The sequence below is a fragment of the Sphingobium sp. GW821-FHT02B05 genome, from assembly GCF_059421905.1.
In genome coordinates, this window is record NZ_JBWKVW010000001.1 from 1,545,560 (window position 1) to 1,562,101 (window position 16,542).

The following is a 16,542-nucleotide window of genomic DNA, read 5'->3' on the forward strand; positions in this document are numbered from 1 at the left end:
CAGGCACCTTCCCCTACGGATGCCGATAAAAATCGGCGCCATGGAGAGGACGTCACCATGAACCGAATTCGCCAGAATTCCGGCAATATCTTTCATCGGCTGCTCGTGCGATGTCTGGCCGAACAGCATCAACCCACGGACGAAGAGATTGACCTGATCGCGGGCAAGATCTGGCGTGAAAGCTATGGGGTCATGACGGGCCAGTCGTGGATCGATGTGCTGCCCGACAGCATGGCGCATCGGCAGATGATCGGCGCGGCCAAGATGGCGCTGCGGCCCCAGTGGCGTTGCGAGTTGGGGGCTGGATGAGCGCTGTACCGGATCGCGCCATGTCCTTTGGCAAGGGCGGACCGAGGAGGCGCGGTGGATCCTGAGCCGTAGGCCAGTGCCGCCAACCAAGTTCGGTATCGCCCCGGCCCGACCGGCGCATCCCGCCTCCTCCCTTCCTCCGGCTCGACATCGCCCTGCCCTTGCGCCAAAGGCAGCGACATGTTCGGCCTTGTCGCGTCTGTCCTCTTCGTCCTCATATGGTCCACCGGCTTCATCGTCGCGCGGGCGATGGTGCCCCATGGCGCGCCGGAACTGATCCTGGCGCTACGGCTGACGGCGACGGCCATAGTGCTGAGCGGGGCGGCGCTCTATGCGCGGCAGGCCTGGCCAACGGGGCGGCGGCTGGGGTTGCATCTGGCGGCCGGCGCGATGCTGCATGGCTTTTATCTGACGCTCAGCTGGTGGGCGGTGAATGACGGCATGCCCGCCGGAATCATGTCGCTGCTGGGATCGCTCCAGCCGCTGATGGTGGCGGTTGCGAGCGTCGCATTATTGGGCGAGCGGTTGCCGGGCCGCGCGTGGGGCGGGCTGGCCGTCGCGATCGCCGGCGTGGGCTGCGTCCTGATGCCGGCGATCGAGCGATCAGGCGCGGGCGGGATCGGCATCGCCCCCGCGATCGCGGGCATGGTCGCGGTGCTGGGCATGGCCGGCGGCACGCTGATCCAGCGCGGCGCGATCGCGGGCGACGGAATCGCCGTATCGGGCGCGGTGCAGAATATGGGCGGGGCGTTGGTGGCGATCGCCGCGACCGTGCTGGTGGGCGAATATCGCTGGGACGGGGCGCCGATTTTGTGGCTGGGCCTTGGCTGGTCCGTGCTGGGCCTGTCCGCCGGCGGCCTGTCGCTGCTGGTGTGGCTGGTGCGGCATCAAGGGGCGACGCGCATGTCGATGCTGTTGCTCCTGGTGCCGCCGCTGGCTGCGATCGAGGCCTGGCTGCTGTTCGGCGAGCGGCTGGGGCCGGTGCAGTTGCTGGGCTTTACGCTGGCGCTGGGCGGCGTACTGATCGGGCGGTCGCAGGGGAAGAAGGTGGAGGTCGTCGAGCCGGCCTGAACGGCGTGCGCGTCCTTCGACAGGCTCAGGACGGACGGTTCCGAGAGCATGTCCGTCGTCACATAAACGTCATCGGTTGCAACATCGCCGTCATCATCGGGCGGTAGGGAACGGCATGAGCAAGATGCTGCCCTCCCTTCCCGCCCAGGCCGCCGACATGGCGATGCAAATGGCCTTGCGGCAGATCGACTTCGGTGCCGCCACCGCACGACCGATTACGCCGCCGCCCATGCCGGCCAAGGCGACAGAAGAGACGTTGCCCCTCAAGCGGCGGGAGTGGCTGATGGACGTGCAGGAGCAGCAGCGCGCGCTGTCGCCCTATGCGTCCGGCCTGTTGACCGCAGAACATCTGTCTGGCGAGGATTTCCTGCACGGTTTTTACGCGCCGGGGCGGCCGGTGCTGATCAAGGGCGCGATCGACCATTGGCCGGCGCTGGCGCGATGGACGCCCGATTATCTGGCGAAGACAGTTGGCGACGCCATGATCGAATATCAGGGCGGGCGATCGACCACACAGGATTATGAGCTGAAGAAGGACAGGCATCGCAAGCGCGCGCCGTTCCGCCAGTTCATGGCTTTGGCGCGCAAGGGCGGGAACGACGCCTATCTGACCGCGTCCAACAGCGCCGCCAACGGGCCGGCACTGCGCGTGCTGGAAAATGATCTAGGGCCGATCGACGCCTATCTGACGCGCGCGCCGGGGATGCTGTGGATCGGCGGCGAAGGCACGTTCACGCCACTGCATTTCGACCTGACCAACAATATGCTGGCGCAGGTGAGCGGCACCAAGCGCGTCATCCTGATCCCGCCATCACAGACGCGACGACTGGCGCACCGCTCGCATGTGTTCAGCGATGTGCGGGACGTCACCGACGAGGCGCGGTTGAAGCTGCATCCGCAGGCGCGGGACGTGCTGCGCTATGACGTGTTGCTGACGCCGGGCGACCTGCTGTTCATCCCGATCGGCTGGTGGCATCAGGTGCGGTCGGAAAGCTTTTCGACCATGCTGACCTATACCAATTTCCACTGGCCCAATGTCGGGCATGAAAGTTATCCGGCGGGGTAATTCGCCGTCTTTGCACGCGCAACAGATCCATCGTTGCGCTACGATGGATTGCTTCGCTGCGCTCGCAATGATGCAGCTCGCTTACCCCTCGCGCAGTTGCTCGTGGTGGCGGATGACTTCGTCGATGATGAAGCGCAGGAATTTTTCGGTGAAGTCGGGATCGAGCTTCGCGTCGAGCGCCAGCTGGCGCAGGCGGGTGATCTGGCGATCCTCCCGGCCGGGATCGGCGGGGGGCAGATCGTGAGTCGCCTTATGCTCGCCGACGGCCTGGGTGATCTTGAAACGTTCGGCCAGCATGAACACCAGCGCCGCGTCGATATTGTCGATGCTTTCGCGATAGCGGTTCAAAGTCTCGTCCACTTGGGCCTCCGGTTCCAGATGGCGCGCTTTTTGCCGCATCCGCCGCCTTGTGCAAGCTATTCCCGCTTGCCTTTCACATTTTGCACCGCCACATGGGCGCGGTCATGACAGCACCCGCCTCCGGTAACGTCCACCCGATCGGCCGCGCGAACGCCGCGCCCTCGCTCGCCCCCATCATGTCGCTGGTTGCCGACGGCATGAACCAGGTCAATGCCGTGATCCTGGACCGGATGCAGTCGCGCATCCCCCTGATCCCGGAACTGGCCGGTCATCTGATTGCGGGCGGCGGCAAGCGCCTGCGGCCGATGCTGACTTTGGCCTGCGCCGACCTGGTCGGCTATGCCGGCACGCGCCATTACAAGCTGGCCGCCGCCGTCGAGTTCATCCACACCGCCACGCTGCTGCATGACGATGTCGTCGATGGGTCGGGGCTGCGTCGGGGCCGCAAGACCGCCAACATCATCTGGGGCAACAGCGCCAGCGTGCTGGTGGGCGATTTCCTCTTCTCCCGCTCGTTCGAGCTGATGGTCGAGGCGGAATCGCTCAAGGTGCTCAAGATCCTGGCCAATGCGTCGGCGGTGATCGCCGAGGGCGAGGTCAACCAGCTGACCGCCCAGCGCAAGATCGACACCAGCGAAGACCAGTATCTGGACATTATCGGCGCCAAGACCGCCGCCCTGTTCGCCGCCGCCTGCCGCATTTCCGCCGTGGTTGCCGACCGCAGCGAGGCGGAGGAGCAGGCGCTGGACGTCTATGGCCGGAACCTTGGCATCGCGTTCCAGCTGATCGACGATGCGATCGATTATGAATCGGACGGCGCGACCATGGGCAAGGATGCGGGCGACGATTTCCGCGACGGCAAGGTGACGTTGCCGGTGATCCTGGCCTATGCGCGCGGATCGGCCGAAGACAAGGCCTTCTGGAAGGCGGCGATCGCTGGCCACAAGATCAGCGACGAAGACCTGGCCCATGCCACCGGCCTGCTACGCCAGACCGGCGCCATCGCCGACACGATGGCGCGCGCGCGCCATTATGGCCAGCGCGCGATCGACGCGCTGGGCCGGTTCGATGCCGGTCAGGCCAAGGCGGCCCTTACCGAAGCGGTCGAATTCGCTATAGCGCGGGCCTATTGAGGTTTTCCGGCGCCTGATCGTTCGATCAGACGCCATCCATCGGTCATTTGGCCCCTGACACAGAAAGTACAGGGCTTCGACAGGCTCGGCCCGAAAGGGTCAGAGGGCGGAGCCGGATTACGCCTATGATCCTCTCCCCCGAAACCATCGCTTTCCTTGTGGCCGCAGCGACGATGGCCGGGTGCGTCGATGCGATGGCGGGCGGCGGAGGGCTTATCGCGCTGCCCGCGCTGCTGGCGGCGGGGATACCGCCGGTTCAGGCGGTCGCGACCAACAAGTTGCAAAGCAGCCTGGGTACGTTCGGCGCCTGCGTGGCCTATGCCCGGCGCGGGCATATGGACCTCAAAACCTATAAATGGCCCGTCCTGGCCGCCTTCATCGGGTCCGTCGGGGGGGCATGGTTGCTCCAGCGGGTCGATCCGTCGATTCTGGCGGGTTTGATGCCAGCGCTGCTGATCGCGCTTGCCGCCTATTTCACCTTCTCCCCCAAGTTGAGCGATGCCGATCGCCATGCGCGGGTCGGCATGGCGGCGTTATCCGGACTGATCGGCGTGGTCGGCTTTTACGACGGCTTTTTCGGGCCGGGGGCCGGGGCCTTCTACACGACCATTTTCCTGGCGCTGGGCGGCCTGTCCATCCTGCGTGCGACGGCGCAGACGAAGGCCGCCAATCTGGCCAGCAATGTCGCGGGCTTGCTGACCATGATCGCGGGCGGGCATGTGATCTGGATTGCGGGCCTGGCCATGGCGGTGGGCAGCATCACCGGCGGGCAGATCGGGTCGCATCTGGCGATGCGGTTCTGGTCGCGCCTGATCAAGCCGCTGCTGATCGTCATGTCGCTGGCGCTGACCGCCAAGATGCTGCTGGACCCGAAAAACCCGATCCATATCTATCTGTTCGGATAATCATTCCGCCTGCACCAGCGTCGCCACGCGGCGATGCAGTTCGTCCACGGCGAAGGGCTTGGTCAGCACTTCCATCCCATGTTCGATATGGCCATGGTTCAGCACGGCATTTTCGGCATAGCCGGTGACGAACAATATTTTGAGATCCGGGCGTAGCGTGCGGGCGGCGTCGGCGACCTGACGGCCGTTGAGGCCGCCCGGCAGCCCGACATCGGTGATGAGCAGATCGATCCGCGCGCGCGATTCCAGGATGCGCAGGCCGGCTGGGCCGTCTGCGGCCTCCAGACAATGATAGCCCAGATCGCTGAGCGCATCGACGACCAGCATCCGCACCGATGGTTCGTCGTCGATCACCAGGATGGTTTCGCTCGCCCCGCCCTCGATCGGGGGTTCGCTGATGTCCGTCGCGTCGATATCCTCCTCGCCACGGTGGCGGGGCAAATAGATGCAGACCATCGTGCCGTCGCCCGGCTCCGAATAGATGCGGACATGGCCGTTGCTCTGGCGCGCGAAGCCATAGACCATGGAGAGGCCAAGGCCCGTCCCCTGCCCGATCGGCTTGGTGGTGAAAAAAGGATCGAAGACGCGATCGAGGATCGCCTTGTCGATGCCGGTGCCGGTGTCGCTGGTGCATATGGTGACATATTGGCCCGGCGTGAGGCCATGTTCGCGGGCGCTACGGGCGTCGAGCCAGCGATTGCCCGTCTCGATCGTGATCTTGCCACCGCTGGGCATCGCGTCGCGCGCGTTGATACAGAGGTTGAGCAGCGCATTTTCCAGCTGGTTGGCATCGACCAAAGCGGGCCACAGACCCGACGAGGCGATGGTCTGCACCTCTATCTGCGGCCCGACGGTGCGGCGGACCAGTTCGGAAAAATCGCCGAGCAGCCGGTTCACGACGGTCGGCTTGGGCGTCAACGTCTGGCGACGGGAAAAGGCCAGCAGGCGATGGGTCAGCGCGGCGGCGCGGCGGGTGGCGCCCTGCCCGGCGGTCAGATATTTGTCGACGTCTGCGGTGCGGCCTTGCGCCAACCGCACGCCGATCATTTCGAACGCGCCGGAAATACCGGCCAGCAAATTGTTGAAATCATGGGCAAGTCCGCCGGTCAGCTGGCCCACCGCCTCCATCTTCTGCGCCTGGCGCAGGGCGCTTTCGGCCTGTTCCCGTTCCTCCAGCGCCTGGGCGATGCGGGCTTCGAGCGTTTCGTTGAGGGCCCGCTGCGCCCTTTCCGCCTTGATCCGGTCGGTGATGTCGTTGAACAGCACCGCAACCTGGCGGTTTTCAAACGGGCCGACCCGGAAGGAGGAGACTTCCAGATGATGACCGGTTGCTTCCAGTTCACGCTGGAAGCGGATGGGCTGGCCGCTGTGCAGGACGCCGCCATAGAGCTCGACCCAGCCGTCCGCCTCATCCGGCACCATTTCGCGCAGCTTCTGCCCCACGACATTGGGGATGCCGGCATGGCGGGCATAGGCGGCGTTCGCCTCGACATGGATATAGTCGCTCAACGGGCCATGGGGGCCATCGAAAAATTCGATGATGCAAAAGCCCTCGTCCATCGTTTCGAACAGGGTGCGATACCGGTCCGCTCCCTCCATCTGGCTGGCCATTCCCCTGCTCGTCCTTCCACGTGCCGCTCGATGCGGATCAGCTTGTGTGCGCCCAACGTCCATATTGGCACCTTTTTCCCGTGACGGCGACTATTCTTGCCGCATCTTGCGCGGCGCGACGATTGGCGCGAGGGAGGCGCGATGACCGACCTGCCCATTTATGCCGTCCTGCCCGACCTGCTTGCCGCGTTGCGAGCGGGGAGCAACGCCGTGCTGGTAGCGCCGCCGGGCGCGGGCAAGACGACGGCGGTGGCCCCTGCCCTGCTGAACGAGCCATGGTGCGCAGGACAAGTGCTGCTGCTGTCGCCGCGCAGGCTGGCGGCGCGGGCGGCGGCGGAGCGGATCGCCGAGATGATGGGCGAACAGCCGGGCGGCACGGTCGGCTATGCGACGCGGATGGACAGCAAGGTGTCGGCGCGCACGCGGCTGCTGGTGCTGACCGAAGGTATTTTCGTGCGGCGGATACAGGATGATCCGGAACTGGCAGGCGTATCGGCCGTGCTGTTCGACGAAGTGCATGAGCGCAGCCTGGACAGCGATTTCGGACTGGCGCTGGCTTTGGACGCGCAGGGGGCGTTGCGGCCAGACCTGCGGATCGTGCCGATGTCGGCAACGCTGGACGGGGCGCGGTTCGCGTCTCTTTTGGATGGTGCGCCGGTCATAGAGAGCGAGGGGCGCATCCAGCCGCTGGACCACCGCCACATCGGCCGCGCGGCCGAGAAGAAGATCGAGGATGAGATGGCGGCGGCGATCCGCCGGGCGCTGAGCGAGGAAGCCGAGGGCGACCTGCTCGCCTTCCTGCCGGGCGTGCGGGAGATCGAGCGGACGGCGGAGCGGATCGAGGGCGGCGCGGTCGAAGTCCATATGCTGCACGGGTCGCTGGACCCCGGCGCGCAGCGCGCCGCGATCCGGCCTTCGCGGGCGGGACGGCGCAAGGTCATCCTCGCCACCGCGATCGCGGAAACCAGCCTGACCATTGATGGCGTGCGGATCGTGGTGGACAGTGGCCTCGCACGGCGGCCGCGGTACGACCGGGCGGCAGGCGTGACGCGGCTGGTGACGGAGCGGGCCAGCCAGGCGTCGGCCACGCAGCGCGCCGGGCGTGCGGCGCGGCAGCGGCCCGGCGTCGCCTATCGCTTGTGGGAAGCGGCGGCGAGTGCGGGGATGCCGCCGTTCGACCCGCCGGAGATTTTGGAAAGCGACCTGTCGAGCCTGTTGCTGGACTGCGCGCTGTGGGGGGTGAGCGATCCGTCAGCGCTGCGCTGGCTGGATGCGCCGCCGGCCGCGGCGGTCGAGGAAGCGCGGGGGCGGCTGACGGTGCTGGACGCGCTGGATGCGGACGGGCGGATTACGCCGCATGGGAAGGCGCTGGCCAAGCTGCCCCTGTCACCGCGCATCGCGCATATGCTGGTGCGGGCCGGCGAGATGGGACTGGCCGAGGTCGCGGCGGATGTTGCGGTGCTGCTGGGCGAGCGCGGGATTGGCGGGCAGGATACCGACCTGACATTGCGTCGGCAGCGCTGGCGGCGGGAGAGCGGCAAGCGGGCGGACGCGGCACGAGGATTGGCGAAGCGGTGGGCGAAACTCCTTTCCCCCCTCCCTATTGGGGAGGGGCCGGGGGTGAGTGGCGAACGTAGCGAGCCTTCACCATCGGCGTCGCAAGCGCAGCTGCTGCGGCGCACCCACCCCAACCCCTCCCTGGAAGGGAGGGGTTATTCTGATCATAGCGTCGGCTTGTGCCTCGCCCTCGCCTTCCCCGATCGGGTGGCCAAGCGGCGGTCGTCCGATGGCGCGGACTGGACGAGTGCGGGGGGGCGCGGGTTTCGGCTTGATCCGTTGTCGCCGCTCGCGCGGGAGGCGTGGCTGGCCGTCGGCGAGGTGCAGGGCAGCGCGGCAGGCGCGCGCATCCTGTCCGCCGCGCCGATCGACGAAGCGGACGTAATCGCGCTGTTCGGAGCGCGGATCATGGAGCATCGGACGGTGAAATTCCGTCCCGCCAATAGCGGGATCGAGGCGCTGCGCGAACGGCGGCTGGGCGCGGTGCGGCTGTCGTCCGGGTCGGATGACCGGCCCGATCCCGATGCGGTGGTCGCGGCCTTGGTGGACGGCGTGCGCCAGGGTGGGCTGGACCTGCTGCCATGGTCGGAGGCGGCGCAGTCGCTGCGGATGCGGGGCGCATTTGCCGGGCTGGAGGCGCTGTCGGATGCGGCGTTGATCGAAACGCTAGACGCATGGCTGCCCTCCCTGCTGGCGGGCAGGCGACGGCTGTCGGATATCGACCGGTCGCAATTGTCGGGCGTGCTGGAGGGGCTGATCGGCTGGGACGGCAAGAGCCAGCTGGATCGGCTGGCGCCGCCCGATTTCCGATCGCCTGCGGGCAGCCACCATGCGATCGACTATGCGGCCGAAGGCGGGCCGCGCGTCGAATTGCGGGTGCAGGCGCTGTTCGGCCTTTCCGAACATCCGACCGTGGGGAGCCAGCGCATCCCGCTGGTGCTGTCGCTGACCTCGCCGGCCGGGCGCCCGATCCAGACGACGCGCGACCTGCCCGGTTTCTGGGCGGGCAACTGGCGCGACGTGGCGAAGGAAATGCGGGGGCGCTATCCGCGCCACCCCTGGCCCGACGATCCGGCCGGCGCGAACGCCACATTGCGCACGAAAAATGCGGATGCGCGGCGCCGATAGGGGCTGGGCCTTGACTTGGCGGCGGCCGCTGGTGCAACGCAGCGTGACGAATTTACGGAGTCTTTCGCGATGAACGCGCGCATTTACCAGATCCAGAAAAACGCCCTCCAGTCCGGCAAGGCGCTGACCCATAAATGGGTGCTGGAATATGTGCCCGCCGAAGCGAAGAAGGCCGATCCGCTGACCGGCTGGGCCGGTTCGGGCGACACGCAGCAGCAGCTGAAGCTGAGCTTTCCATCGCAGGAAAGCGCCGTCGCCTATGCGCAAAAGAAGGGCGTGCCCTATACCGTCATCGCGACGCCGCCCAAGACGCTGAAATTGCAGGCCTACGCCGACAATTTCCGGTAAGCGGACGCAAAAGCCATTTCATATTCGGGCGCGTTGCTGCCCGATTGACGCCTTATTCGCTTGCCAAAGAGCGGGATGAGGCGGCAAAAGCCGCGCTTTGACGGAAAGATTTTACCGATAATGACCGATCGCACCGCCATTTTCGACAGCGTCGCCGCGCAGATCGAGCCTTTCAACAAGAAAGGCGTCGCGCTGACCGAAGCCACCAGCTTCGCCGGCGATCTGGAGTGGGACAGCCTGACGGTGATGGATTTCGTCGCCGCCATCGAGGATGAGTTCGACATCATCATCACCATGAACATGCAGGCCGAAATCGAAACCGTCGGCCAGCTGGTGGACGCGGTCGCGAAGCTGAAGGGCTGAACCGCCTGTCCTTTCCCGTTCGGTTCGAGCCTGTCGAGAACGATGCGCTTGGTTCTCGACAGGCTCGAACCGAACGGAGGTCCTGAACCGAACGGATTTTTTATATGACCGACGCTGCCGCCACCGCGAACGATGCGCACACCCCGGCCGAAACGCCCGGCGCGCGCGACCTGTTTTCCAAATTCGATCCGCTGATCAACGAGCGCGAGGCGCTGCTGGCGACCGGCGTGCGCGATCCCTATGCGATCGTGATGGACGAGGTGCTGTCCCCCACCCGCGCGATGATCAAGGGCAAGGAAACCATCCTGCTCGGCACCTATAATTATATGGGCATGACGTTCGACCCGGATGTGGTCGCGGCGGGCAAGAAGGCGCTGGACGAATTCGGCGCGGGCACGACCGGCAGCCGCGTCCTCAACGGCACCTATCAGGGCCACAAGGAAGTCGAGGACGCGCTCAAGGAATTTTACGGCACGTCGGGCGCCATGGTCTTTTCGACCGGCTATCAGGCGAACCTCGGCATCATCTCCACGCTGGCGGGCAAGGGCGACTATGTCGTGCTGGACGCCGACAGCCATGCGTCCATCTATGACGGTTGTGGCCTGGGCAATGCGGAGATCGTCCGTTTCCGCCACAACAGCGTCGAGGACCTGGACAAGCGCCTGGGTCGCCTGCCTGCCGACGCGCTGAAGCTGGTGGTGCTGGAAGGCGTCTATTCGATGCTGGGCGACGTCGCGCCCCTGCCCGAGATGGTCGCCGCGATCCGCAAGCATCCCAATTGCATGATCCTGTGCGACGAAGCCCATGGCATGGGTTTCTTCGGCCCCAATGGCCGGGGCGCCTATGAGGAACAGGGCGTGGAAGGCGAAATCGACTTCGTGGTCGGCACCTTCTCCAAGTCGGTCGGCACGGTGGGTGGCTTTTGCGTATCGAACCATCCCAAGTTCGAAATCCTGCGCCTCGTCTGTCGTCCTTATGTCTTTACCGCATCGCTGCCGCCCAGCGTCGTCGCGACCGCCGCGACCAGCATCCGCAAGCTGATGCACGCGGGCGAAAAGCGCGCCCATCTGTGGAAGAACAGCCAGCGGCTGCATAAGGGCCTGTCCGATCTTGGCTTCAAGCTGGGCAGCGCGACGCCGCAATCGGCGATCATCGCCGTCATCCTGACCGACCAGATGCAGGCCGTCGCCATGTGGCAGACGCTGCTGGAGCTGGGCCTGTACGTCAACATGGCACGCCCACCGGCGACTCCGGCCGGCACCTTCCTGCTGCGCTGTTCGCTGTGCGCCGACCATAGCGACGATCAGGTGACGCAGATCATCGGGATGTTCGAAGCGGCGGGCAAGGCGACCGGAGCAATCGGCTGAGCCGATAACGCCGTGACATGGCGACCGATGGAGCCATGAGTGCGACGAAATGGCCGTGACGCATGGAACCGATCATGACCGATGTTTCGTCTTCGGGCTTGTTGGGCTAGTGTAACGGTCCGATGGCCGAACCCGAACTTCCTGGCGACCCATATGATTTGAGCCGCGTGCTTGTGCGACGCATGCTGCCGCTGCTGCTCGGCCTGTTGCTGATCGGTTCGATGGGTGCGCTGATCTACAGCGCCAGCAACGCATCACGCGATCATGCGCAGGCGCTGGCCGAACAGCAGAACAGTTTCGAGGTGATCGCGCTGGCGCGCGGGTTCGAGGCGCGGGTGGCGCGGGCCGAGGTGACGCTGGCGCGCTATGTCATCAGCCTGGACCCCGATACCGGCCGCCTGTTCCAGGATCAGTGGCGCAGCGCCGCCAGCCAGTTGAAGACGCTGGGCTATGCGACGCGCACCTCCGCCTGGCAGCGCGGCAATGTCGCCGCGTTGCGTTATGCGTTCATCGCGCGTGGCAAGACGCTGAACGAGATTGGCCTGCGCACCACCTACGACCAGAAGATGGCCGCGCTGGCGCGCTTCCATCAGGCCGGCAAGAGCCAGGATCTGCGGCGGATCACAGCGCTGCTCGACCTGGTCATCAAGGCGGAGAATGACCGGCTGCGCGAACGGAGCCTGGCAGTGACGCTGGCCGGCGATCGCAACGAGTGGGTGGGCAAGACGTCGCGACTGGTCGGGCTGGCCATGCTGGTGTGCATAGTGTTCGGCATCTGGTTCGCCAATACCGCCTTTCGCGAGCGACGCACGGCGCGGCGATTGGCGGATGTCGAGACCGAACGCGCCGACCGGCTGGAGGCGGCGGTGGCGGCACGCACGGCCGAACTGTCCGACGCCTATGAGCAATTGAAACAGGAGTCGGCAGAGCGCGCGGCGGCGCAGGATCATCTGCGCCAGATGCAGAAGATGGATGCGGTGGGCCAGCTGACCGGCGGCATTGCCCATGATTTCAACAATATGCTGGCGGTCGTCGTGGGCGGGCTGGAACTGGCCAAGCGCAAGATGGCGGTGAAGCCCGACGAGGCGGACCGACATCTGGACAATGCGATGGAGGGGGCCAACCGCGCAGCGGCGCTGACCCGGCGACTGCTGGCCTTTGCCCGGTCGGAGCCTTTGTTGCCCAGCGCCGTCGATCCTGATGCGTTGCTGAGCGGCATGGCCGACCTGATCGACCGCACGATCGGCGACCAGATCAGCGTGGAGTTCGCCGAGGGCGCGAGCGGATGGCGCATTTTCGTTGACCAGCATCAGATGGAAAATGCGATCCTGAACCTGTGCGTCAATGCGCGCGACGCGATGGAGGGACGCGGTCGCCTGACGATGGCGACGGGGCAGGCATTATTGTCGGACGGCGAAGTCGGCGCGTGCGTGGCGGGCGATTATGTCACCGTCAGCGTGACCGATAACGGGTGTGGCATGACGCCGGACGTCGTGGCGCGTGTATTCGAACCCTTCTTCACCACCAAGCCGGTGGGCAAGGGAACGGGTCTGGGGCTTAGCCAGATTTTCGGTTTCGTGCGCCAGTGCGGTGGCGAAATTCGCATCGAATCAACACCGGGCATCGGCACCGGCGTGCATCTGTATCTGCCGCGATCGGACAGGGCGGGAGAGGTGGCGGAAGCCGAGGCCGGGTTCGCGCGAACGCCGGTGGAGCAGCCGCCCACCCGCATTCTGGTGGTCGAAGACGATGTCCGGGTGTTGAACCAGACGATGGCGGCGCTGAGCGAACTGGGTCACCTGCCGATCGCGTGCGACCATCCGGCAAAGGCCGTCAAGCTGCTGGCGAGCCACGGCGACATCGGCCTGATCGTCAGCGACGTGTTGATGCCCGACATGACCGGCCCGGAAATGGTAAAGGCCCTGCCCGCGCGCTTTCAGCATCTGCCGGTGCTGTTCGTGACCGGCTATACCGGCGACGGCAACGACAGCGCCGATTTTGCGGGACATGCGGTGCTGCGCAAACCCTATACGCTGATGGCGCTGGGGCAGGCGCTAAGCCAGATGCTCAGCGAATCGCGCCACCCCGGAACAGCCGCGGCAGCAGAGTGACCGCGCCCAGCAGCGGCCAGCGCCGTTGCCAGGGCTTGATCTCTATCTTCGTGCCGGCGTGGCGATTGATCTTCCACGCCAGATAATCGATGCCGCCGGCATAGGTGAAGCTGGCCTTGGCCAGGCGTGCGACCGACAGCCGCTTGCCGCGCCGCTGGAGCTGACGCCAGAGCGCAGGGGCATCGGCGGGTGAAGGCGGCAGGCCATCGGCCAGCGCAGCGTCCCCGAAGCGGCGATAGCGCGCGGGATCGGCGTCCACGATCGAAAGGGAGCGGCCCTTTTTTTCGGCCCGCAATTCCGCATTATAGGTCAGGGTAAAGCCGGTCTTCCAGAGGGCCAGCGCATCTCCCGGCCTTGCCCCCTGCCCTTCGTGCATCGGCCTGGCGAGCGAGAGCAGAGTCGGCGCGGCCTGCGCCACGGCAGCGATCGTGCGCTGGCGGGCAAGATCGTCCGACGCCCAGAGCAGGCGCGATGGCTGGGCGAAGCGCGCCCAGACCGAGACATTGTCCGCCGCCGGGCTGTTGAGCCGGGCGAAGTCGGCTTCGGACAGGACCGCATATTTGGCGATCAGACCATTATGTTCGAACGGGAATACGTTGGGCGGGATCAGCCGGTTGGCGGTCGCGAGCCAGCTTTTCCCGTAAGCGGTCGGATAGTCCGAGACGATCAGGTAGAAATCGAGCATCAGCCCGTCGAGATTGGCCTCCCGCAGGCAGGACCCATAGAAGAGGACGGCACGGGCGGCAGCGCAATATTGGGCGGCGAGCGCCCCGGCCATGGCGGCCGCGCGCGGATCGGCCGGGGATGAAAGTTCGGCGGTGACGAGGGGGAGGAGTTGGTGGGGCATGGGTCGGTGTAAAAAGGGTCAATTCCGTTCGGGGCTGAGCCTGTCGAAGCCCCGCTCTTGTTTTCAAGAAAGTGCGACCCTTCGACAAGCGCAGGGCGAACGGATGTTTACCGTTATCCCTTATGAAAGAGCAATGACAGGTTGTTCGCGGGCATGTCGATCAGGCGGTCGAAAAGCAGGCCTTGCCTGTCCGCTGCCGCGATGACATCCTCCACCGATCGCAGACCCCAGCGGGGGTCACGCGCCTTGAGCGCGGCGTCGAAGCTGAGGTTGCTGGCGGCGGTCTCCACATTCTCGCGGGTGTAGGGCCCGTACAGATAAAGCAGGCCGCCTGGCGGCAGCACCTCCCCTGCCCCGCGCAGCAAGCCAAGTGTCGCGTCCCATGGCGAGATATGCACCATGTTGATGCAAAGGATGGCGTCGGCCTGGGCGAGCGGCCAGTCAGCCGCAGCGGCCAGTTGCATCGGGGCGTGCAGGTTGGGCAGCTTTGCGTCGTCGCGCCATGCCGCGATCGAGGCGAGCGCCGCCGGATCGGGATCGGTCGGTTGCCAATCCAGTGCCGGGAAAGTGGCGGCGAAGTGGATGGCATGTTCGCCGCTCCCGCTCGCGACCTCCAGCACAAGACCGGAGGGTGGCAAGGCATCGCGCAGGATATCCGCGATGGCGTCGCGGTTGCGCTGCGTCGCGGGGGCGTGGCGTTTTCCCGCGCCGGCAGGGCCGGAACCCGGTTGCCAGGGTTCCGGCCTGTCGATCATTCGGCGGCGACCGCCAGCGCGGGGTCGGTCCAGGTCAGGATCGGCTTGCGCGCTGCCAGCGTCTCGTCCAGGCGACGACGCGGGGCGTGATAGGGCGCGCCCTTGAGCGCTTCGTCGCCCGCCTTGGCGCGTTCCGCCAGGCTGCGCAGCGCCAGGATGAACTGGTCCAGCGCGGCCTTGCTCTCCGTCTCGGTCGGTTCGACCAGCATCGCGCCATGGACGACCAGCGGGAAATACATGGTCATCGGGTGGAAGCCTTCGTCGATCAGCCCCTTGGCGATGTCGAGCGTGGTGAAGCCGTCAGCCAGGCCCTTATCGCTGAACAGGGCTTCGTGCATGCACGGGCCGCTGCCGCCGAAGGGCGCATCCAGCACATCGTCCAGGCTGCGCAGGATATAATTGGCATTGAGCACCGCATCGCTGGCAACCTGACGCAGCCCGTCCGCGCCATGGCTGAGGATATAGGTCAGCGCGCGGGTGAACATGCCCATCTGGCCATGGAAGGCGACCATGCGGCCGAAGGTCTGACCGTGGTGATCCTCCGCCGTTTCCTCTTCGACCAGGGCGAAGCTGTCGCCCCGCTTTTCCACGAAGGGGAGCGGCGCGAAGGGCGCGAGCGCTTCCGACAGCACGACCGGGCCGGAGCCGGGGCCGCCGCCGCCATGGGGCGTCGAGAAAGTCTTGTGCAGGTTGATGTGCATCGCATCGACGCCCAGGTCGCCGGGGCGGACCCGGCCGACGATGGCGTTGAAGTTCGCGCCGTCGCAATAGACGAAGGCCCCGACGGCATGGACCGCGTCGGAGATGGTCTTCATGTCCCGTTCGAACAGGCCGCAGGTGTTGGGGTTGGTGATCATCACCGCCGCAACGTCCGGGCCGAGGCGGTCCTTGAGGGCTTCAAGGTCCACGCGGCCTTCGGCGGTCGCGGGGATATCCTCTACCTTGTAGCCGCAGAAGGCGGCGGTGGCGGGGTTGGTGCCATGCGCGCTTTCGGGGACGAGGACGACGCTGCGGGCGTCACCGCGCGCTTCCAGCGCGGCGCGGATCGCGAGCAGACCGCACAGTTCGCCATGGGCGCCCGCCTTGGGCGACATCGCGACCGAGTGCATGCCGGTCAGCGTCACCAGCCACTGGGCAAGTTCATGGATGACCGCCAGCGCGCCCTGTACGGTGGACTGGGGCTGGAGTGGGTGGATGTCGGCGAAACCGGGCATCCGCGCGACCTTTTCATTGAGGCGCGGGTTGTGCTTCATCGTGCAACTGCCGAGCGGGAACAGGCCCAGGTCGATGGCATAGTTCTGGCGCGACAGGCGGGTGTAGTGACGCACCGTCTCCTGCTCCGACAGGCCGGGCAGACCGATGCCGTCGGTGCGGGCGAGCGAACCGAGGCGGCTTTGATGCTCGGGCGTCTGAGCGAAATCGACGCCGGTGGTGTCGGTCGATCCGATCTCGAAGATCAGCGCTTCTTCCAGCATAAGCGCGCGATTGCCGGTGGCGGTTGCGGGGGCCATATGGGCTTCCTTGACGGGAACGGGGGTGGTCGGGCGACCTTCCTTCAACATGGTCATGCCGCGATCTCCTGCATAAAAACGCGGTTCAGTTCGAGCTTGT

15 protein-coding genes are annotated in these 16,542 nt (G+C 65.9%); 10 read left to right on the forward strand and 5 right to left on the reverse strand.

Annotated elements, in window-relative coordinates:
- The first annotated feature begins 57 nt into the window (after positions 1–57).
- The 3 genes from AC07UX_RS07810 (at position 58) to AC07UX_RS07820 (ending at position 2,446) form a co-directional block, all read left to right on the forward strand.
- Positions 58–309 carry a hypothetical protein gene (locus AC07UX_RS07810; RefSeq protein WP_495191347.1) on the forward strand — a complete coding sequence of 84 codons (252 nt, stop codon included), beginning with the start codon at positions 58–60 and terminating at the stop codon, positions 307–309.
- Between the two features lie 180 nt (positions 310–489).
- The gene (locus tag AC07UX_RS07815; RefSeq protein ID WP_495191348.1) at positions 490–1,380 is read left to right on the forward strand and encodes a DMT family transporter; all 891 of its coding nucleotides are present in this window, start codon (positions 490–492) and stop codon (positions 1,378–1,380) included.
- A 115-nt stretch (positions 1,381–1,495) separates the two neighbouring features.
- A complete protein-coding gene (locus tag AC07UX_RS07820) occupies positions 1,496–2,446 on the forward strand; it encodes a cupin-like domain-containing protein (protein WP_495191349.1) in 951 nt (316 codons plus the stop codon).
- Positions 2,447–2,527: 81 nt separating this feature from the next.
- On the opposite strand, the gene AC07UX_RS07825 is transcribed toward AC07UX_RS07820, so the two are convergent.
- Positions 2,528–2,806, reverse strand: coding sequence for a chorismate mutase (locus tag AC07UX_RS07825; protein WP_120252126.1), 279 nt, complete (start codon positions 2,804–2,806; stop codon positions 2,528–2,530).
- 104 nt (positions 2,807–2,910) lie between these two features.
- Between AC07UX_RS07825 and AC07UX_RS07830 the strand changes: the two genes are divergently transcribed.
- Together AC07UX_RS07830 and AC07UX_RS07835 are read left to right on the forward strand one after the other, a co-directional pair.
- Entirely contained in the window at positions 2,911–3,939 is a 1,029-nt protein-coding gene (locus AC07UX_RS07830; protein ID WP_495191350.1) for a polyprenyl synthetase family protein, read from the forward strand.
- 125 nt (positions 3,940–4,064) lie between these two features.
- Positions 4,065–4,844 carry a TSUP family transporter gene (locus AC07UX_RS07835; RefSeq protein WP_495191351.1) on the forward strand — a complete coding sequence of 260 codons (780 nt, stop codon included), beginning with the start codon at positions 4,065–4,067 and terminating at the stop codon, positions 4,842–4,844.
- Here AC07UX_RS07835 and AC07UX_RS07840 read toward each other — a convergent pair whose 3' ends face one another.
- Positions 4,845–6,455, reverse strand: a complete 1,611-nt coding sequence (locus tag AC07UX_RS07840) for an ATP-binding protein (RefSeq protein ID WP_495191352.1) — start codon at positions 6,453–6,455, stop codon at positions 4,845–4,847. It abuts the gene before it with no gap.
- 141 nt (positions 6,456–6,596) lie between these two features.
- On the opposite strand from AC07UX_RS07840, the gene hrpB reads away from it, so the two are divergent.
- The 5 genes from hrpB (at position 6,597) to AC07UX_RS07865 (ending at position 13,329) form a co-directional block, all read left to right on the forward strand.
- Entirely contained in the window at positions 6,597–9,140 is a 2,544-nt protein-coding gene (hrpB, locus tag AC07UX_RS07845; RefSeq protein WP_495191353.1) for an ATP-dependent helicase HrpB, read from the forward strand.
- 69 nt (positions 9,141–9,209) lie between these two features.
- Positions 9,210–9,488, forward strand: a complete 279-nt coding sequence (locus tag AC07UX_RS07850) for an ETC complex I subunit (protein ID WP_495191354.1) — start codon at positions 9,210–9,212, stop codon at positions 9,486–9,488.
- Positions 9,489–9,608: 120 nt separating this feature from the next.
- On the forward strand, positions 9,609–9,851 hold the full coding sequence (locus AC07UX_RS07855; RefSeq protein WP_495191355.1) for an acyl carrier protein: 243 nt from the start codon (positions 9,609–9,611) through the stop codon (positions 9,849–9,851).
- Between the two features lie 104 nt (positions 9,852–9,955).
- On the forward strand, positions 9,956–11,218 hold the full coding sequence (gene spt / locus AC07UX_RS07860; protein ID WP_495191356.1) for a serine palmitoyltransferase: 1,263 nt from the start codon (positions 9,956–9,958) through the stop codon (positions 11,216–11,218).
- Between the two features lie 122 nt (positions 11,219–11,340).
- Positions 11,341–13,329 (forward strand): ATP-binding protein, encoded by a 1,989-nt coding sequence (locus tag AC07UX_RS07865; RefSeq protein ID WP_495191357.1) that lies wholly within the window; start codon positions 11,341–11,343, stop codon positions 13,327–13,329.
- On the opposite strand, the gene AC07UX_RS07870 is transcribed toward AC07UX_RS07865, so the two are convergent.
- The 3 genes from AC07UX_RS07870 to gcvPB all read right to left on the reverse strand — a co-directional run bounded on the left by AC07UX_RS07870 (position 13,286) and on the right by gcvPB (position 16,499).
- A complete protein-coding gene (locus AC07UX_RS07870) occupies positions 13,286–14,176 on the reverse strand; it encodes a hypothetical protein (RefSeq protein WP_495191358.1) in 891 nt (296 codons plus the stop codon). The genes AC07UX_RS07865 and AC07UX_RS07870 overlap by 44 nt on opposite strands.
- Positions 14,177–14,289: 113 nt before the next feature.
- Positions 14,290–14,931, reverse strand: coding sequence for a DUF938 domain-containing protein (locus tag AC07UX_RS07875; protein ID WP_495191359.1), 642 nt, complete (start codon positions 14,929–14,931; stop codon positions 14,290–14,292).
- Complete coding sequence (gcvPB, locus tag AC07UX_RS07880; protein ID WP_495191360.1) at positions 14,928–16,499, reverse strand: aminomethyl-transferring glycine dehydrogenase subunit GcvPB; 1,572 nt, start codon at positions 16,497–16,499, stop codon at positions 14,928–14,930. The genes AC07UX_RS07875 and gcvPB overlap by 4 nt, the downstream gene beginning before the upstream one ends.
- Positions 16,500–16,542 lie beyond the last annotated feature (43 nt).